Here is an 18220-nt window from a genome sequence, read left to right on the forward strand (position 1 = left end):
GCCAGGTTAAACACCTGGCACCCAGTGAGCGCTCCGGTGTGGGTTGAGTACTACTTCTGGATTAAAACTTTTACATAACTTTCGCTTATACGAATGCTCAGCCTCTGTTTAAGAAGCTGCGCACGCGTTCGAGTCGATTTTGTTATGGGATTCGACTAGCTGAAATAAAAAACAGGTGTGCGATGAAGAATATTGTAATTGTCGACAAGGCGACGGGGGCGGCGACCGAACAAACGTTCGGTAATGTCGCCCTGAACGGAACCAGTATTGTAAAAGTGCCCATTAGCCCGAGCAGCGTCCAGTCGATGCAGCAGTCGGGCAAGAATCTGGTCATCACCCTGAAGTCTGGTGGCACGGTCACGGTCCATAACTTCTTTGTGGTCGGCAGCGATGGCGAACCCAACCAATTGGTCCTGGAGGACAACGACGGAACCCTGTTCCTGGGGAGCTACTCCTCGCCGTATTCCGGTTTTACCTTTGGCGAAATCGGCACCCTTGAAGACCTGATGGCCGCTACGGCGGCGGGCAGCACCACGCCAGACTGGCTGGCGTGGGGGTTGAGCCTGCTGGGTGTCGGCGGTGCCGCAGCAATATTCTTTGGTGGACATGGGGGCAGCGGTGGCGGTGGCGGTGACGCCGACTCGACGCCTCCAGACGCCCCTACCGGCCTGGCTTTCGACAACACCGGTGCGGTACTCATTGGTCGTGGCGAACCGGGTTCGACGGTGACAGTCAAGGACGCCAGTGGCCGTGTTATCGGCACGGGCACGGTCGGCGCTGATGGCAACTTCCAGGTCAACCTGGACACCCCGCAAACCAATGGTGAAACAGTCGAGGTCAGCCTCACTGACGCTTCGGGCAACGTCTCTGCTCCCGGCACCATCACCGCGGGCGACACCACAGCCCCCGCCGCACCGAGCGATCTGGCCGTCAGTGCTGATGGCAGTACCGTCAGCGGCAAGGGTGAACCCAACACCACGGTCACCATCAAGGATGCCAATGGCAATGTGATTGGCACCGGCACCGTCGGCGCCGATGGCACCTTCGTGGTCAGCCTGACCCCAGCACAAACCAACGGCGAAACCCTGACGGCCACCTTGACCGACGCGGCGGGCAACGTCTCGCCATCGGCCAGCGTCGACGCCAGCGACACCAGCGCTCCGGCGGCCGCGACTGATCTTGCCGTCAGCACCGACGGCAACACCGTCAGCGGTAAAGGCGAACCCAACACCGTCGTCACCATCAAGGATGCCGACGGCAACGTGATCGGCACCGGTACAGTCGGCGCCGATGGCACCTTCGTGGTTACGCTCGACACCCCGAAAAACCACGGTGAAACCCTCACCACGACGCTGACCGATGCCGCCGGCAACGTGTCCGCGCCAGCGGACGTCATCGCCCACACCGTCGTCGTCGAAGAGCGGGACGTCACCCCACCCGATGCCCCGACCGACCTGGCTGTCATGGCCGATGGCACCACCGTCACCGGTAAAGGTGAACCCAACACCAGCGTCACCATCAAGGATGCCGATGGCAACATCATTGGTACCGGAACGGTCGGTCCCGATGGCAATTTCGCAGTTGTGCTGACTACGCCACAAACCAATGGCGAAACCCTGACCGCAACACTCACCGATGGCGCAGGCAACGTCTCGGCCCCGGCGACTGTCGTCGCGGACGACTCCACCGCCCCAGCACCACCGACCGACCTGGTGGTCAGTGCCGATGGCGGCACCGTCACCGGTAAAGGCGAGCCAGAAACCACGGTCACCCTCAAGGATGCCGATGGCAACGTCATCGGCACCGGCACCGTTGGCACCGACGGCACCTTCGAAGTCGTGCTCACCACCCCACAAGTCAACGGCGAAACCATCACGGTAACGCTGACCGACGCTGCAGAAAACGAATCAGGCCCGACCGAAGTCACTGCTCCGGACATCGATGAGACGGACGCCGATGCTGACGCCGATGCCGATGCCGATGCCGATGCCGATGCCGATGCCGATGCTGACGCTGACGCTGACGCCGACGCCGACGCCGACGCGGATGCGGATGCCGATGCCGATGCGGATGCCGATGCGGATGCGGATGCCGATGCGGATGCGGATGCGGATGCCGACGCTGATGCTGACGCCGATGCTGACGCGGATGCGGATGCGGATGCGGATGCGGATGCGGATGCGGATGCCGATGCTGATGCCGACGCCGACGCCGACGCCGACGCCGATGCGGATGCCGACGCCGATGCGGATGCGGACGCCGATGCTGATGCCGACGCCGACGCCGACGCCGATGCGGATGCCGACGCCGATGCGGATGCGGACGCCGATGCCGATGCCGACGCCGACGCCGATGCGGATGCGGATGCGGATGCGGATGCCGATGCTGATGCCGACGCCGATGCCGATGCCGACGCCGACGCCGACGCCGATGCCGATGCCGACGCCGACGCCGATGCCGATGCGGATGCGGATGCGGATGCCGATGCTGACGCGGATGCCGATGCCGATGCCGATGCCGATGCGGATGCCGACGCGGATGCTGATGCTGATGCGGACGCCGATGCCGATGCCGACGCGGATGCTGACGCCGACGCCGACGCGGATGCCGATGCCGATGCTGATGCTGATGCTGATGCTGATGCCGACGCGGATGCCGATGCCGATGCCGATGCGGATGCCGACGCCGATGCGGATGCCGATGCGGACGCCGATGCGGATGCCGATGCGGACGCCGATGCGGATGCCGATGCGGACGCCGATGCGGATGCGGATGCTGATGCCGACGCCGATGCTGACGCGGATGCCGATGCCGATGCCGACGCCGATGCCGATGCGGATGCGGATGCGGACGCGGACGCCGATGCCGATGCCGATGCCGATGCTGACGCGGATGCCGATGCCGATGCCGATGCTGACGCTGACGCTGACGCTGACGCTGACGCTGACGCTGACGCTGACGCTGACGCTGACGCTGACGCTGACGCCGATGCGGATGCGGATGCGGATGCGGATGCGGATGCGGATGCGGATGCCGATGCTGACGCGGATGCCGATGCCGATGCCGATGCTGATGCCGACGCCGATGCGGACGCCGATGCGGACGCCGATGCGGACGCCGATGCGGACGCCGACGCCGACGCCGATGCGGACGCCGATGCGGACGCCGACGCCGACGCCGATGCCGACGCTGATGCGGACGCCGATGCGGATGCCGATGCCGATGCGGATGCGGATGCGGATGCCGACGCCGATGCCGATGCGGATGCTGACGCCGATGCCGATGCCGATGCTGATGCTGATGCGGACGCGGATGCTGATGCTGATGCTGATGCTGATGCCGACGCCGACGCCGATGCCGATGCCGATGCCGATGCCGACGCGGATGCGGATGCCGATGCGGATGCGGATGCCGATGCGGATGCCGACGCCGATGCCGATGCTGACGCGGATGCCGATGCCGATGCCGATGCCGATGCCGACGCGGATGCTGACGCCGATGCCGATGCCGATGCCGATGCGGATGCGGATGCCGACGCGGATGCCGATGCCGATGCGGATGCCGACGCCGACGCCGACGCCGATGCCGATGCCGATGCTGACGCGGATGCCGATGCCGATGCCGACGCCGACGCCGACGCCGACGCCGATGCTGACGCGGATGCCGATGCCGATGCCGACGCCGACGCCGATGCTGACGCGGATGCCGATGCCGATGCCGATGCGGACGCGGATGCCGATGCCGATGCCGACGCCGATGCGGACGCCGACGCCGATGCTGATGCTGATGCTGATGCTGATGCTGATGCGGATGCGGATGCGGATGCGGATGCTGATGCCGATGCCGACGCCGATGCTGACGCCGATGCGGATGCGGATGCGGACGCCGACGCCGACGCCGATGCGGACGCGGATGCGGATGCGGATGCCGACGCCGATGCCGATGCCGATGCCGATGCCGATGCCGATGCGGATGCCGACGCTGACGCGGATGCCGATGCCGATGCCGATGCCGATGCCGATGCCGACGCCGACGCCGATGCTGACGCGGATGCCGATGCCGATGCCGATGCCGATGCCGACGCGGATGCGGATGCTGACGCCGACGCCGATGCCGATGCCGATGCGGATGCGGATGCGGATGCGGATGCGGATGCCGACGCCGATGCGGATGCTGATGCCGACGCCGACGCCGACGCCGATGCTGACGCCGATGCGGATGCTGATGCGGACGCCGACGCCGATGCGGACGCGGATGCGGATGCGGATGCCGACGCCGATGCCGATGCCGATGCCGATGCCGATGCCGATGCTGACGCGGATGCCGATGCCGATGCCGATGCCGATGCCGACGCCGACGCGGATGCGGATGCGGATGCGGATGCCGACGCCGACGCTGATGCTGATGCGGACGCCGATGCCGACGCCGATGCTGATGCTGATGCGGACGCCGACGCCGATGCTGACGCGGATGCGGATGCGGATGCCGATGCTGACGCTGACGCTGACGCTGACGCCGATGCCGATGCCGATGCCGATGCCGATGCCGATGCGGATGCCGACGCTGACGCCGATGCCGATGCCGATGCCGATGCCGATGCCGACGCCGACGCCGACGCCGATGCCGATGCTGACGCGGATGCCGATGCCGATGCCGATGCCGATGCCGACGCGGATGCGGATGCTGACGCCGATGCCGATGCCGATGCCGATGCGGATGCGGATGCGGATGCGGATGCGGATGCGGATGCCGACGCCGATGCGGATGCCGATGCTGATGCTGATGCCGACGCCGACGCCGACGCCGACGCCGATGCTGATGCTGATGCCGACGCCGACGCCGACGCCGACGCCGATGCTGACGCCGATGCCGATGCTGATGCTGATGCTGATGCTGATGCTGATGCTGATGCTGATGCGGATGCCGACGCCGACGCCGATGCCGATGCCGATGCCGATGCCGATGCCGACGCCGATGCTGACGCCGATGCCGATGCCGATGCCGATGCCGATGCCGATGCTGATGCGGACGCCGACGCCGATGCTGATGCTGATGCGGATGCGGATGCGGATGCGGATGCGGATGCGGATGCCGACGCCGATGCTGACGCGGATGCCGACGCCGACGCCGACGCCGACGCCGACGCCGATGCTGACGCGGATGCCGATGCCGATGCCGATGCTGACGCGGACGCTGATGCTGATGCTGATGCTGATGCTGATGCCGATGCCGATGCTGATGCCGACGCGGATGCCGATGCCGATGCCGATGCGGATGCGGATGCGGATGCCGACGCCGACGCCGACGCCGATGCTGACGCGGATGCCGATGCCGATGCCGACGCGGATGCGGATGCGGATGCTGATGCTGATGCGGACGCCGATGCCGATGCCGATGCGGACGCCGATGCGGATGCGGATGCCGACGCCGATGCGGATGCGGATGCGGATGCTGATGCCGACGCGGATGCCGATGCCGATGCCGATGCCGACGCGGATGCTGATGCTGATGCTGATGCCGATGCCGATGCCGACGCCGATGCGGATGCGGATGCGGATGCTGATGCTGATGCCGACGCCGACGCCGATGCCGACGCGGATGCGGATGCGGATGCTGACGCCGATGCCGATGCTGATGCCGACGCCGATGCCGATGCCGATGCGGATGCGGATGCCGATGCCGATGCTGACGCCGACGCCGACGCCGACGCCGACGCCGATGCTGACGCGGATGCGGATGCTGATGCTGATGCCGACGCCGACGCCGATGCCGACGCGGATGCGGATGCGGATGCGGATGCGGATGCTGACGCCGATGCCGATGCCGATCATCGCCGATGCCGATGCCGATGCGGATGCGGATGCCGATGCCGATGCCGATGCCGACGCCGACGCCGATGCTGACGCGGATGCGGATGCGGATGCGGATGCCGACGCCGACGCCGACGCCGATGCTGATGCTGATGCCGACGCCGATGCCGATGCCGATGCCGATGCTGATGCCGACGCCGACGCCGACGCCGATGCCGACGCCGATGCCGATGCCGATGCCGATGCTGATGCCGACGCCGACGCCGACGCCGATGCCGACGCCGATGCCGATGCTGACGCGGATGCGGATGCGGATGCGGATGCGGATGCCGACGCCGATGCTGACGCCGATGCCGATGCCGATGCCGATGCCGATGCCGATGCCGATGCCGATGCGGATGCCGATGCGGATGCGGATGCGGATGCCGATGCGGATGCGGATGCGGATGCGGATGCTGACGCCGATGCTGACGCGGATGCCGATGCCGATGCCGATGCCGATGCCGATGCGGATGCGGATGCGGATGCGGATGCTGATGCCGACGCTGATGCCGATGCCGATGCCGATGCCGATGCCGATGCCGATGCTGATGCGGACGCCGATGCCGACGCCGATGCCGATGCTGATGCCGACGCCGACGCCGACGCCGACCTGGAAGCCTTCGACGACCTGGCAACCGCTGAATTGACCGTAACTCCGGTTACGACCAACACCGCGCTCAACAGCATGAACGTGTTCACGTTGCTGGGGATTGGTGGGATTCAGCTCGGTATCCCTGTGCTGTCGCAGGAGTTCACGGTGACGGGTGAACACACCGGTACCTTGAATCTGTCCTTCGGTTCGGGCGACCTGGTCTCCGTGCTGGGCAGTGGGTTCAAAGCAATACTTGAGGTCAGCGACGGTGCTGGCGGCTGGACTCCGGTTGATTCGGGAAGCGTAGGTGGTGGCTTGCTCGATCTGCTTGGGCTGTTCAGTCCAGGTGTTACTACCGCGAAAATCGAAGGCCTGGCGGCCGGGGAGTATCGCTTCACGCTCGCCATGGACCCTGCACTCGTGGCAGTGGGCGCAACGGCTACGGCGCAACTGAGCGTCGATAATGTAAGCCTGGTCGATTTCACGGCAACAGGAGGTGAAGTCAGCGGGAACGTCATCATCGATGACGGCTTTGCAGGCGCGCCGGACTCTCCAGGTACCGCAGCGGATGCGACGGTCGACGAAGTCAACGGTGTGGTTATCAATCCAGTGGGCAGTACCGTGGTTCACGGGCTGTACGGTGATCTGACGATCTTTGCCAATGGTGATTACAGCTACACGCCATCGGGCGATGCGGCGAACATCGGCAAGGTAGATGCCTTCGTCTATCAACTGGCGACAGCGGCTGGCGGGACGGCTTCGGCCACCCTGTACGTGCGCATCGACAGCACCGACTCGACGGTTACCTGGAGTCCTGCCGATCCGTCGGCACCGGGTGTCGTGGCGCTGGTTGCCAGCGACGATATCGGCACCGCACAGATAGATGTCGATGTCCGGGTAGTAATTGATGACCTGGTGGCAATCCAGTACTTCGGGCCTGGATTACTCGGCACTGTTACCCCGCACGACGGGGAGTCCTTCACGGTCGCCAGTGGCACGACGGCAGAGCTTGTGGTCAATAGCTCTGGTTCGACTGCAGTAACAACCATTGTCCTGCAGACGTTCAACGGGACTGCTTGGGTGAACGTGCCGGGTCAAAGCACCACTGCGGCGACTCATACCTTCACGCTGGGTCAAGGTGAGTATCGACTGTCGTCATCGACGGCCAAGGCGGTACTGGGTACTGAAGTGACCGTTAGCCAGACGCTGGTTACCACCTATCCGACGGAGTTCGTCACGGGGGCTGCGACCGCCGCAACGGGCAATGTCCTGCTGATCAGCGATCACTCCGTGCCAGACAGTATTCCGTCGACGTTGACGGTACTGAGTGTGTTGATCAACGGGGTCTACGTCATTCCGGGTCAAACCGGAGCGGTGGTGCAAGGGCAATTCGGCACGCTGACGTTGCACGCTGACGGTGACTACAGCTACACGCCGACCCCGGGTCTGGCGCTGGCTGATGTCGGCCAAGTGGACAGCTTCACCTACAAACTCACCACTCCAGGTGGCCAGGAGGACACCGCCACGCTGTACGTACGCCTTGACTCGCCGGATCTTGATCTGGTCTGGGACGATGCCAACCCGGGCAATCCTGCAACCGAAGCCCCAGGCTTCGCCGCAGCTGCGTTCGAGCAGGAACCGTCATCGGCCACGATCACCGAAGGTGCCGACGGTGCTGACCATATCGCGATCCATGACACCGAGTTTGCAGCGGTGGATGGCGGGGACGGCTTCGACACCCTGGTCTGGGACGGTGGCGATGCGACGATTAACTTGAGCTTGCTGGTCGGTAAAGTCAGCGATATCGAGAGCATCGACCTGAACGACTTCAGTGCGGTCGACCTGACCGTGAGCCTGGAAGACCTGGTGGCTGTGACATCGCCCGAGACGGATAGATTGTTTATCCAGGGCGACGAGCAGGACAGCGTCCATCTGACGGGCAACTGGTCGGTGGGTAGCACGCAGCTGGAGAACGGGCAGGAGTACGTGGTGTACACCAGCCAGGAAGATGAAACCCATCAACTCTGGGTGCAAAGCGGGGTCAACGTGGTTTAACCACGTTGCTGGCGGGGGAGCGTCGGGCCTTGGGCCCGGCGTTCTCCTTTGATCCTCCATCAATCAACAGTAACGATCCAGGCGGCGCGTTCTTGCGCCGCCCTGGCGTTACACCACGAATTCGAGTGAGCCGTGCAGGTCGCTGAAATTGAGTCGGCAGCAGGGCAAATAAGCGTCTATCTTTTTCATCACAAGCTGATGTGGAGCATTACTTGAGACCTAAGGATCGGTTCGAGTTCCTGTTTGTGGCGTTGTTGGCAGTCGCCGTACAGCCATTGACGATAGAGCGGGCCGTAGCGCTGACACGCGACTACGAACCCAACAGTATCAACACCATCAGCCCCAAAGATGTGGGCCAGAATTTACCGGGTGATTCGTTCGGTGCCAGCCAACCGGCTGCCCCCAGTCATGCAGTCCCCGACAACCTCGAGATGCCGCGCGCCATTCAACTGGCCGTCGCCTGGCATCCCGCGATCGCCGAGTCGATCGGCCAGCTGTACCAGCAACACGACAATGTCACCGTGGCTCGTGCCGGTTATTACCCGCAGATTCGTGGCGGGTTCAATTCCGGGTACGACAGCGGCCTGACCGGCAACGGCCAAAGCCAGGCCTTCACCTTGTCGGCTTCGCAGATGTTGTATGACTTCGGCAAGGTCGACAGTGCGGTGGACAGTGCCGTGGCCCGGGTGAATGGCAAGCAGGCTTCGGTGTTGCTGGCCATCGACCAGGTGGCGCGCGATACCGCCTTTTCGGTGATCGAGCTGCAGCGCTACCAGGCGTTGCTCAACATCTCCCGCGCGCAGGTCAAGGGCCTGACGGCCATTGCCGACCTGGCGCAAAAGCGCAGCGACATGGGCGCCAGCACCCGCTCCGACCTGATCCAGGCGCGCTCGCGGGTCGAGGCTGCCGTTGCCACGCAGTTGCAATACACCGCGCTGTACAACCGCTGGCGCAGCAGCCTGGGCAGTCTGCTCGGCGCGCGCACGCCGGTCAGTGTCGCCACTGAGGTGCCGAGCACGCTGCGCCAGTCCTGCCAAGGCATCAATGCCGACGAGGTGCTGACGCCTTCGTTGTTGATCGCCCAGGCCCAGCAAGTCGATGCCCAGGCGCAGATCGCCCAGGCCCGGGCCGAAGCGATGCCGACCGTGTCGCTGGATCCGTCGGCCACCCAGTACCTGGACAGCAATGATGAAGATGGCAGCGTGGGCGGGCGCGACCGCACGCGCTACGGGATCTTCCTCAACGTCGAGATGCCGCTGTACCAGGGCGGCGCGATCAATGCCCGCAAATCGGCAGCGGCCCAAGCGTTGCGGGCGGCCGAGGCGGCCAACGACGCTGCGCGCCTGGCGGTACGCCAGGGTTTGCTTGAGGCGCGGGATCAGACCTCCAGCCTCGAACAGCGCCTGACCACCCTGGATTTCCGTGAACGCAGCATTTCTGAAACCCGCGATTTGTATCGCCAGCAATACCTTGAGTTGGGCACGCGGCCATTGCTCGATCTGTTGAACGCCGAGCAGGAAATCCACCAGGCTGCCATGGATCGGGCTAACACCGCCGCGGATCTGCACCGTCTGGAAATCGATTGCCTGTACAACAGCAGCGCCTTGCGCACGGCGTTCAATCTGGACAGTGGCACCATCCAAGGTGTGGAGATTCGACCATGAACGACGCTGTGAACCTGGATACCCAGGGCGCCACCGAACCGCAGACCCTGGAGGCGGCCAGCGCGCTCGATTACGAAGATTGGCTGGAAGCGATCCTCGCGGTCGCCCGGCACAATCGCCTGGATTGCTCGGCGCAGAATGTGCGCATTGCCGCCCAGTGGAGCAAGGGCACCGGGGTCGACGAGGTGCTGCGGCAGATGGCACGCCAGGCCGGGCTGAGCCTGAAGGTCGTGGATTTCAGCCCGGCGCTGTTGGTCCAGCGGCGCCTGCCCCTGGTGCTGCAGTTCGACGATGGGCAAATCGGTGTGCTGCAGACCCTCAGCGACGACGATGAACTGGGTATTGTCTACAGCGGTGACCAAGGCCTGCAAAGCCGCATCAGCCGTGCCGAGCTGCTGGTGTCGGCGCGCAAGGCGCTGATTCTGCGACCGGTGCAGGCGGCGCGGGACTCGCGGGTCGACGACTACATCAAGCCCTACGAGAAAAGCTGGTTCAGGAACATCGTCCTGCGCGACATGCGCCCCTACGGCCATGTCATGTTGGCGTCGCTGGCGGCGAACATTCTCGGCCTGGCCGGGGTGCTGTTTTCGATGCAGGTGTACGACCGGGTGATTCCCGCCGAGTCGATGCCGACCCTGTACGTGTTGTTCGGCGGGGTGATGCTGGCGCTGTTTTTCGATTTTGTCCTGCGGGTAATGCGTGTGCGGATCACCGATCTGCTCGGCAAGCGTGCCGACATGCGCGTCTCGGACCTGGTCTTCGGCCATGCCATTCGCCTGCGTAACAGCGCCCGGCCGAAATCCACCGGTTCGTTCATTTCCCAGTTGCGCGAGCTTGAGCAACTGCGTGAACTGATCACCTCCAGCACTGCCAGCGCCTTGGCCGACCTGCCGTTTTTTCTGATGTTCGTGGTGATCTACTGGTTTATTGCCGGGCCGCTGGTGGCCGTGCCACTGGGCGCGGTGCTGTTCCTGATCATCCCGGGGCTGTTGTCGCAACGGAAACTGGCGAGGCTGGCCAACCAGTCGATGCGCGAAAGTTCGCTGCGCAGCGCCATGCTGGTGGAGACCGTGCAAGGCCTGGACGACATCAAGATGCTGCAGGCCGAACAGCGTTTCCAGCAGCAGTGGAACCACTACAACGCGACTGCCGCCGAGGCCAGCCTGCGTTCGCGCACGCTCACCAGTGGCCTGGTGACCTGGACCCAGAGCGTGCAGGGCGGCGTGTTTGCCGTGGTGGTGGTGTTCGGTGCGCCGATGGTGATGGCGGGTGACATGACCACCGGTAGCCTGGTGGCCGCGTCGATCCTGGCGTCGCGCATGATGGCGCCGATGTCGCAGATCACCCTGGTGCTGACCCGCTGGCAACAGGCCAAAGTGGCCCTGCAGGGCTTGCACCGGATCATGCAGATGCCGGTCGACCAGGCCGAGGGCAGCAAGCGTGTACACCTGCCGCTGGTGCGCGGCGACTATGAGTTCAAGCAGGCCGAGTTCAAGTACGCCGAAGATGCACCGATGCCGGCCCTCACGGTCAAGCACTTGAAGATTGCCCCGGGTGAGCGCATCGCGGTGCTCGGGCGCAACGGCGCGGGCAAGTCGACGCTGCTGCAGGCCATGGCCGGGATGATCGACCTCAGTTCAGGTTCGCTGACCCTGGATGGCGTTGGCCTGAGCCATATCGACCCGGCCGATGTGCGCCGCGATGTTGGTCTGCTGACCCAGAACTCCCGGCTGTTCCACGGCACGCTGCGGGAAAACCTGATGCTGGGAGCGGCTCACGCCAGCGACCAGGACCTGCTCGAAGCGCTGGCGCTGACCGGTGCGCTGGAGTTCATCAGCAAGTTCGCACTGGGCATGGACCACATGATTCTGGAAGGTGGTCTCGGCCTGTCCGGTGGCCAGCGCCAGGCGCTGCTGCTGTCGCGGTTGATCATTCGCCAGCCGCAGATTGTGCTGCTGGACGAACCCACTGCGGCCCTCGACGACGCCAGTGAACGCAAGTTGATCCAGAGCCTGGGCCAGTGGGGCGCGCAGCGCACGCTGATCATCGCCACGCACCGCATGAGTGTGTTGAGCCTGGTGGATCGGATCATCGTCGTCGACAACGGCGCGGTGATCATCGATGACACCAAGGACAACGCCATTGCCCGTCTTTCCAAACCTCGGAACCCGGCGCAGTGAGCCGGCTGCTCCCAGCCACTGACTGCGCAAAAGGATAGCTCAGATGGAAAACAACAATCGTTCCTCGGGCTCGAACCCGGACCTGGCGCGGGTGCCACGGGCAGGCTCGGCGAATACCCAGGGTGACAACTCAAGCGCCGACGACAGCCTGGATGACGTCACGGTCGTGCGCTCGACGCGCGTCGTCTGGTGTGTGGCGCTGATGCTGCTGGCGTTCGGGGTGTGGGCCTACCTGTTTGAAATCGATGAAGTGTCGACCGGCACCGGCAAGGTGATCCCGACTTCGCGCGAGCAGGTGATCCAGTCGCTGGAGGGCGGCATCGTCGCCGAACTGAATGTGGCCGAGGGCGATATCGTCAAGCAGGGGGAAATCCTCGCCAAGCTCGACCCGACCAAGACCGAGTCCAATTTCGGCGAGAGTGCCGCCAAGTACCGCGCCTCCCTGGCCAGCGTTGCGCGGTTGCAGGCGGAAGTGAACGGCACCCCGCTGGCTTTCCCGGCGGAACTCAAGGCCTACCCGGCGCTGATGAGCGCTGAAACCGACCTGTACCAGACCCGGCGCAAAGGGCTGGAAGAGTCGCAGGCGGGGGTGCGGGCCTCCCTGGGGCTGGTGCGCAGCGAGCTGGAAATCACCGAGAACCTGGCCCGGGTCGGCGCCGCCAGTAACGTCGAGGTCTTGCGCCTGAAGCGCCAGAAGTCCGAGCTGGAGCTGAAACTCACCCAGTCGCGCTCCGAATACATGGTGCGGGCCGGCGAAGAACTGGCCAAGGCCAACTCCGATGTACAGACCCTGTCCTCGGTGCTCAAGGGCCGTTCCGACTCGGTCACGCGCCTGACGTTGCGCTCGCCGGTACGGGGGATCGTCAAGGACATCGAAGTCACCACCATCGGCGGGATCATTCCACCCAATGGCCGCTTGATGCAGATCGTGCCGATGGACGACCAGTTGTTGATCGAGGCGCGCATTTCCCCGCGGGACATTGCCTTCATCCATCCCGACCAGGACGCCAAGGTCAAGATCACGGCCTATGACTACTCCATCTACGGCAGCATGGATGGCAAGGTGGTGACCATTTCCCCGGACACCATCCAGGATGAAGTCAAACCCGAGGTCTTCTACTACCGCGTGTTCATTCGCACCAATGACAATGAGCTGCACAACAAGGCCGGCAAGGCGTTTTCGATTGTGCCGGGGATGATCGCGGCGGCGGACATCAAGACCGGCCAGAAGACTGTGCTCGATTACCTGATCAAGCCGATGAACCGGGCGCGCGAAGCCTTGCGCGAGCGCTAGGCATGCACTCAATGAGCGTCGCAAGGTGGCTGGCGTGTGCGGTGCTGCTGGTCAGTGCGCCGCTGTGGGCCCGGGGCACGGAAGACCTGCCACTGGCGTGGAACACCCCGGCAGATCCCGCCGTTTGCACCGATCAGGACTCGGCCCTGTGGGTCGAGTACGCCAACGGCCAGGCCTGCATCCGCTACTTCAGTGCCGTGCCGCTTGCGCACGCGCCGGTGGTGATCGTGATGTTTCATGGTGACCGCAATATCGAAATGCACCGCGCGCCCGCAACCATTGCCGGCAATACCCTGCGCGCCAAGGATCGGCAAGCGGCGGCCCTGAGTCGGCGGGCCGGGGTGCCGGTGGTGATTGTTGCGCGTCCGGGGACCTACGGCTCCAGCGGCAACCATGGCCAGCGGCGCCAGCCCGCCGAGTTCCAGGCGCTGGACGCGGCGCTCGACCAGTTGCGCGAGCGCTATGGCATCGGCCGTTTTGTGTTGCTCGGGCACAGCGGCGGGGCGACGGTGGTGGCGGCCTTGCTGACACTGGGGCGCGAAGATGTGCAGTGCGCGGTCATGACGTCGGGAGCCTTTGCCTTGCTCGAACGGGCGCAGATGATTCGTCGCAGCAAAGGCCTGCCGTCCCGCGAGGGGCGCGACACCAATGGCCTGTTGCATCCGTACGATCCGCTGGAGCATGTCGCCGGCATTGCCCAGGTGCCCGATCGGCAGTTGTTTGTGCTGGGCAATCGCAACGACCAGGTCGCCCCCTTTGTGTTGCAGGAGCAGTTCTACCAGGCACTGCGCGATGCCGGATTGCCGGCGCAACTGATCGAAGCACCGGCGACTGCACCGGCGTTTCATCAGTTGCGCAACGATATCGGGCTGAAGACGGCGGCGCAGTGCGCACAACCTTGAAGGCACGACTCGCTGGAGTCAGCGAGTCGTGGTCACGGAGGGTGTCAGAGCGCCGCGACGGCCGGCTCGGCGGCCATCAGTGAGTCGACCACCTGGGACAGCCCAGTGCCGCCAGAACTCTTCACCAGTACCCAATCACCTGGTTGGAACCAGCGCGCGGCGTGCCGTGGCAGTTGCTCCTGCAGGGCCTTGACGTCCTCGAACCACTCGATGGGTAACTGATCGCGCAGTTGCACATACAACCCGTGCATCAGTGGTCCGCAGAGCAGGGTCTGGCGTGGGGCTGCGGCCAGCAGGGACTCGGCCAGTTCCAGGTGATAGCGCTGGGTGTCGGGGCCCAACTCGAGCATATCCCCCAGTACGGCGACGCGCTGGTCGGCCCGGCCGGGCAGTTCGGCGAGCATTTTCAGCGACGCCCCCATCGAGCCCGGATTGGCGTTGTAGGCGTCGTTGATCAGTTGGTAGTCACCGTCGCCGCAAGGGATGGTCAGCGTATTGCCGCGGCCATCCACCGCGGCGAATGTCTCCAGTGCGGCCAGGGCTTGGGCCGTGGGCAAGCCGGCGCACACCAGCGAAGCCAGCACCGACAGGGCGTTGAGCACCATATGGTGGCCGCGGGCGCGCAACTTGAAGTGCACGGGCGTGCCGCGCAGGCTGGCATTGACCTGCAGGTGGGACGGGGTCGTGCAGCAGTCCAGCAGTCGCAGATCAGCCAGTTCGTGCTCGCCGTAGCTGAGTACCGTCAATTGCGCGCGCTGGGCGGCATTGGCGAACACTTGGAAGTACGGCATGTCATGGTTCAGCACCGCATGCCCGCCGGGTGCCATGGACCGGAAGATCGCGCTTTTCTTGCGCGCGAGGTTCTCCAGGGTGCCGTGGTACTCCAGGTGTGCCGGGGCCAGGCTGGTGACGACCGCGACATGGGGGCGCACCAGTTCGGAGTTGATAGGCATCCTGCCGACGGCCATTTCCAGAACCCAGAACTGTGCAGGTTCGGTCATGCAAGCCAGGTTCCAGGCAATCCCATGGGGCAGGTTGGCGTTGCCCTCGGTTTGCGCCACGCTGCCCAGTTGCGCCAGGGCATGGGTCAGCATCGCGCAAACCGTGGTCTTGCCGGCGCTGCCGGTGACCCCGAACACCTGGCCGGCGAAGGCTTTGCGGGCGTACCGCCCCAGTTGCAGCATGGCATCTGCCGTGTCCGGAACTTGCAGCACCGGCAGGCCGCTGCCGAGGTAAGGCGTGGGGTCGACGCAGACCATGGCTGAGGGACGCAGCTGCGGCTCGGCCTTGGCCCACAGGCGTGCAAGCCGGGCCTCATTGGCGCCGACCTTGCTCGGGTGGCGGCTCAACATGCGTTGCGGTTTGAAGTAGGCCATGGACGGAGCCAGCCCGCTGGCGGTCCAATCCGCCTCGGGTGCGACCGCCCAGGTGCCACCGGTGGCTTGCAGCACTTTGGCCGCATCCCACTGCCAGCCGGCGCCATCTTGCTGTGCGTCTGGCTGGGCGGCGCGGACCTGCGGTGCGCCGTCGAGCAGGTAGCGGTGATAGGCAATCAGCCCCGAGAGGTAGTGTTCGACGTCGTCGATACGCACGCGAAAGGCGTGATGGCGGATAAAGAACGAGCCGACGATGCGCGCCGGATGACCAAAGAACATTGCCATTTCCGGCCAGAAGTAGCCGTTGAGCAAGTGCCCGGCGCGGTGGTGCAAGGCGCGATAGAACGCCTGCAAGTCGACCTCGTTGAGCAGATGGCGCAGTTGCGGCAGTTGCTCGATACGCTGCAGCATCTGCTGCGCGGCCATCATCAACTCCAGCAGGGTGGGGAAGGTGGTGATGCGTTGCTGCACAAACCCCAGGTAATCGACGAAGTTGTTCAGGCCGAAGCGGAAGTATTTTTCCTCGGGCCGATAGCGGGTCAGCTCATTGACGCAATAGCTCAGCCAGTGGTCGTGCTCGCGCCAGTGCTCCTTGGCGATGAAATAGTCGAAGGCTTTCTCGACGACGTGCAACCAGCGTTCGTCGCCACTCAAACCATAGAGGCGCATCAGCCCGAAGGCGGCTTCACCGTCGTAGTAGATAATCCGGAACGGCGCTTTGACGCTCAGGTCGTGGGCATGCAGGACGTGGTTGAAGCCACCGGTTTGCGGATCCTGCATCCAGGCGATGCCATTGGCTAGCGCCGCCAGCAGCGGGAGGTAATCGCGATTGCCGGTCACCTCGCTGTATTTCACCAGGGCCAACAGGCAGACCGCGTTACCGCCCAATTTGATTTCGTCGCCGACATCCACCAGGTACGCGGCGGCGCTGCCGTCGGGCAGGGTGTAGGGCCTGATCAGCGTAAGGGTGAGGTGGTCGAGGGCGCGTTGGATCGAGGCCAGGAGGGCGTCGTCTCGGGTCAGCGCCCAGGCTTCGATCATCGAATAGGTCGTGCTGGCGTGGCGCAGGGCGTTGTAGTTCTGGATGGTGCGGTCAAAACAGGGGAACTGGCCGTAGACAAATTCCCCGCTGTCCTTGACCTGGCGGGCGAGAAAGTCCGAGGCGCTGACGACTTTGTCGCGGATCTCGCCCGCGTCCAGCACCGAGGTCTTGCGGCGCCCGACATCCGGGCCACTGCTGTTGAGGGCGTGGGCGATACCGTCTTCGGCACAAAAAACGCCTTGGGTCTGGAACAGGTAGACCGGGGTCTGCGGGTCGGCTTGGGCCTTCTGGGCGGCCTCCAGCGCTGCTGAATCGGCAAAGCGTTTTTTCACATACACCGAAAAATTGCCCGGGTTAAAGCGGGCCAGCGGCACTGTCGAACCGCCGTAGAGGATTGCGTTGGCGTTGATTTCCTGTTCGGTCAGGGCGGTCTTCAGTTGCGGGTCGAAGGCGATGCCGAAGCGAAAGTAATTGCGTTTGTGGCGCTGCAGGCGCTCCTGCAATTGTGCCCACGACAGCGTCGTCAGGTGGGTAGCGCGCTCAACCCGCAGCCAGAGCCGCTCGGTCGGATGATCTTGTTGGGACGCAACCGGTAGTGGTGGGAAGTTCAGGAGTGCGTGATTCCACGCAGCCTCGAAGGTGTCGGCGCTGTTGTGGAATACCCGTGCCCGTTGTGTGCCGTTGCTGAGGGAAAAAAACAAGGTGCACGTCGTCGGCGCGTCAGTGCTGCTGATGGGCTCTACTGTCTGTGCTTTAAAAAAGTTGTAACAGGCGAGTAATTGCTGTTTCAAAGACATAAGAAAATCCATTGTCAACGTCAGATGAAGACAGAATTCTGGGGGGGCTAGCATTATTGTGTTCGATAATCGAACCCAACTGAATCCATGCAGTTTTCCCGCGTCCGGCAAGAGCGGCGGTGTAATAAGTGACGCGAATGTGAACTACGTCACACGGATACCGGTACTTTCGTTCTAGTTGAGCGGAAAAGCGTCGTCGCGGGTTATTTCTTCCGGCGAAAAGCTGATCGGTTGGTCGAACTCGCTCAGGTGGTTCTTGATTAATTTTCTGAGAATCTGCGACACGGTTAGATCGACAGTCTCAGAGAGATCCTCTAATTTCTTTTTAGTCGGAAGATCAATCAGTATAGTTAGGCGCGCGGTTTTCTTATGCATTTGCGATCCTTCTCTTCCGCCGCTATTACTGCTGTAGCGGTCGGCTCTCCAATTCCCGATAAAAGATAAGGCTTTAGCAGGCAGCGCCAAA

General features: G+C 63.9%; 8 protein-coding genes and 1 pseudogene. 6 read left to right on the forward strand and 3 right to left on the reverse strand.

The window, feature by feature from the left end; translation table 11 throughout:
- Positions 1-182: 182 nt before the first annotated feature.
- Positions 183-1877: pseudogene (locus QMK50_RS27375) on the forward strand (Ig-like domain-containing protein); the annotation flags it as partial.
- 30 nt (positions 1878-1907) lie between these two features.
- Here the strand turns inward: QMK50_RS27375 and QMK50_RS14820 are convergent.
- On the reverse strand, positions 1908-5831 hold the full coding sequence (locus QMK50_RS14820; protein WP_320333386.1) for a hypothetical protein: 3924 nt from the start codon (positions 5829-5831) through the stop codon (positions 1908-1910).
- Here QMK50_RS14820 and QMK50_RS14825 point away from each other — a divergent pair.
- The 5 genes from QMK50_RS14825 (at position 5737) to QMK50_RS14845 (ending at position 14539) form a co-directional block, all read left to right on the forward strand.
- Positions 5737-8499: a BapA/Bap/LapF family large adhesin gene (locus QMK50_RS14825; RefSeq protein ID WP_320333387.1), complete on the forward strand. Its 2763-nt coding sequence runs from the start codon at positions 5737-5739 to the stop codon at positions 8497-8499. The two genes, QMK50_RS14820 and QMK50_RS14825, sit on opposite strands and share 95 nt — an antisense overlap.
- A 245-nt stretch (positions 8500-8744) precedes the next feature.
- A complete protein-coding gene (locus QMK50_RS14830; RefSeq protein WP_320334519.1) occupies positions 8745-10163 on the forward strand; it encodes a TolC family outer membrane protein in 1419 nt (472 codons plus the stop codon).
- Positions 10160-12343: a type I secretion system permease/ATPase gene (locus tag QMK50_RS14835; protein ID WP_320333388.1), complete on the forward strand. Its 2184-nt coding sequence runs from the start codon at positions 10160-10162 to the stop codon at positions 12341-12343. Before QMK50_RS14830 ends, QMK50_RS14835 begins: the two co-directional genes overlap by 4 nt.
- A gap of 43 nt (positions 12344-12386) precedes the next feature.
- Complete coding sequence (locus QMK50_RS14840) at positions 12387-13637, forward strand: HlyD family type I secretion periplasmic adaptor subunit (protein WP_095170698.1); 1251 nt, start codon at positions 12387-12389, stop codon at positions 13635-13637.
- 11 nt (positions 13638-13648) lie between these two features.
- Entirely contained in the window at positions 13649-14539 is an 891-nt protein-coding gene (locus QMK50_RS14845) for an alpha/beta hydrolase family protein (protein WP_320333389.1), read from the forward strand.
- A 44-nt stretch (positions 14540-14583) separates the two neighbouring features.
- On the opposite strand, the gene QMK50_RS14850 is transcribed toward QMK50_RS14845, so the two are convergent.
- Together QMK50_RS14850 and QMK50_RS14855 are read right to left on the reverse strand one after the other, a co-directional pair.
- Positions 14584-17658: a Mur ligase family protein gene (locus QMK50_RS14850; RefSeq protein ID WP_320333390.1), complete on the reverse strand. Its 3075-nt coding sequence runs from the start codon at positions 17656-17658 to the stop codon at positions 14584-14586.
- Positions 17659-17928: 270 nt separating this feature from the next.
- On the reverse strand, positions 17929-18129 hold the full coding sequence (locus QMK50_RS14855; RefSeq protein ID WP_095170694.1) for a hypothetical protein: 201 nt from the start codon (positions 18127-18129) through the stop codon (positions 17929-17931).
- Between the last annotated feature and the right edge of the window lie 91 nt (positions 18130-18220).

Origin of the sequence: Pseudomonas sp. P5_152 (assembly GCF_033989915.1) — a bacterium.
Classification (GTDB): Bacteria; Pseudomonadota; Gammaproteobacteria; order Pseudomonadales; family Pseudomonadaceae; genus Aquipseudomonas.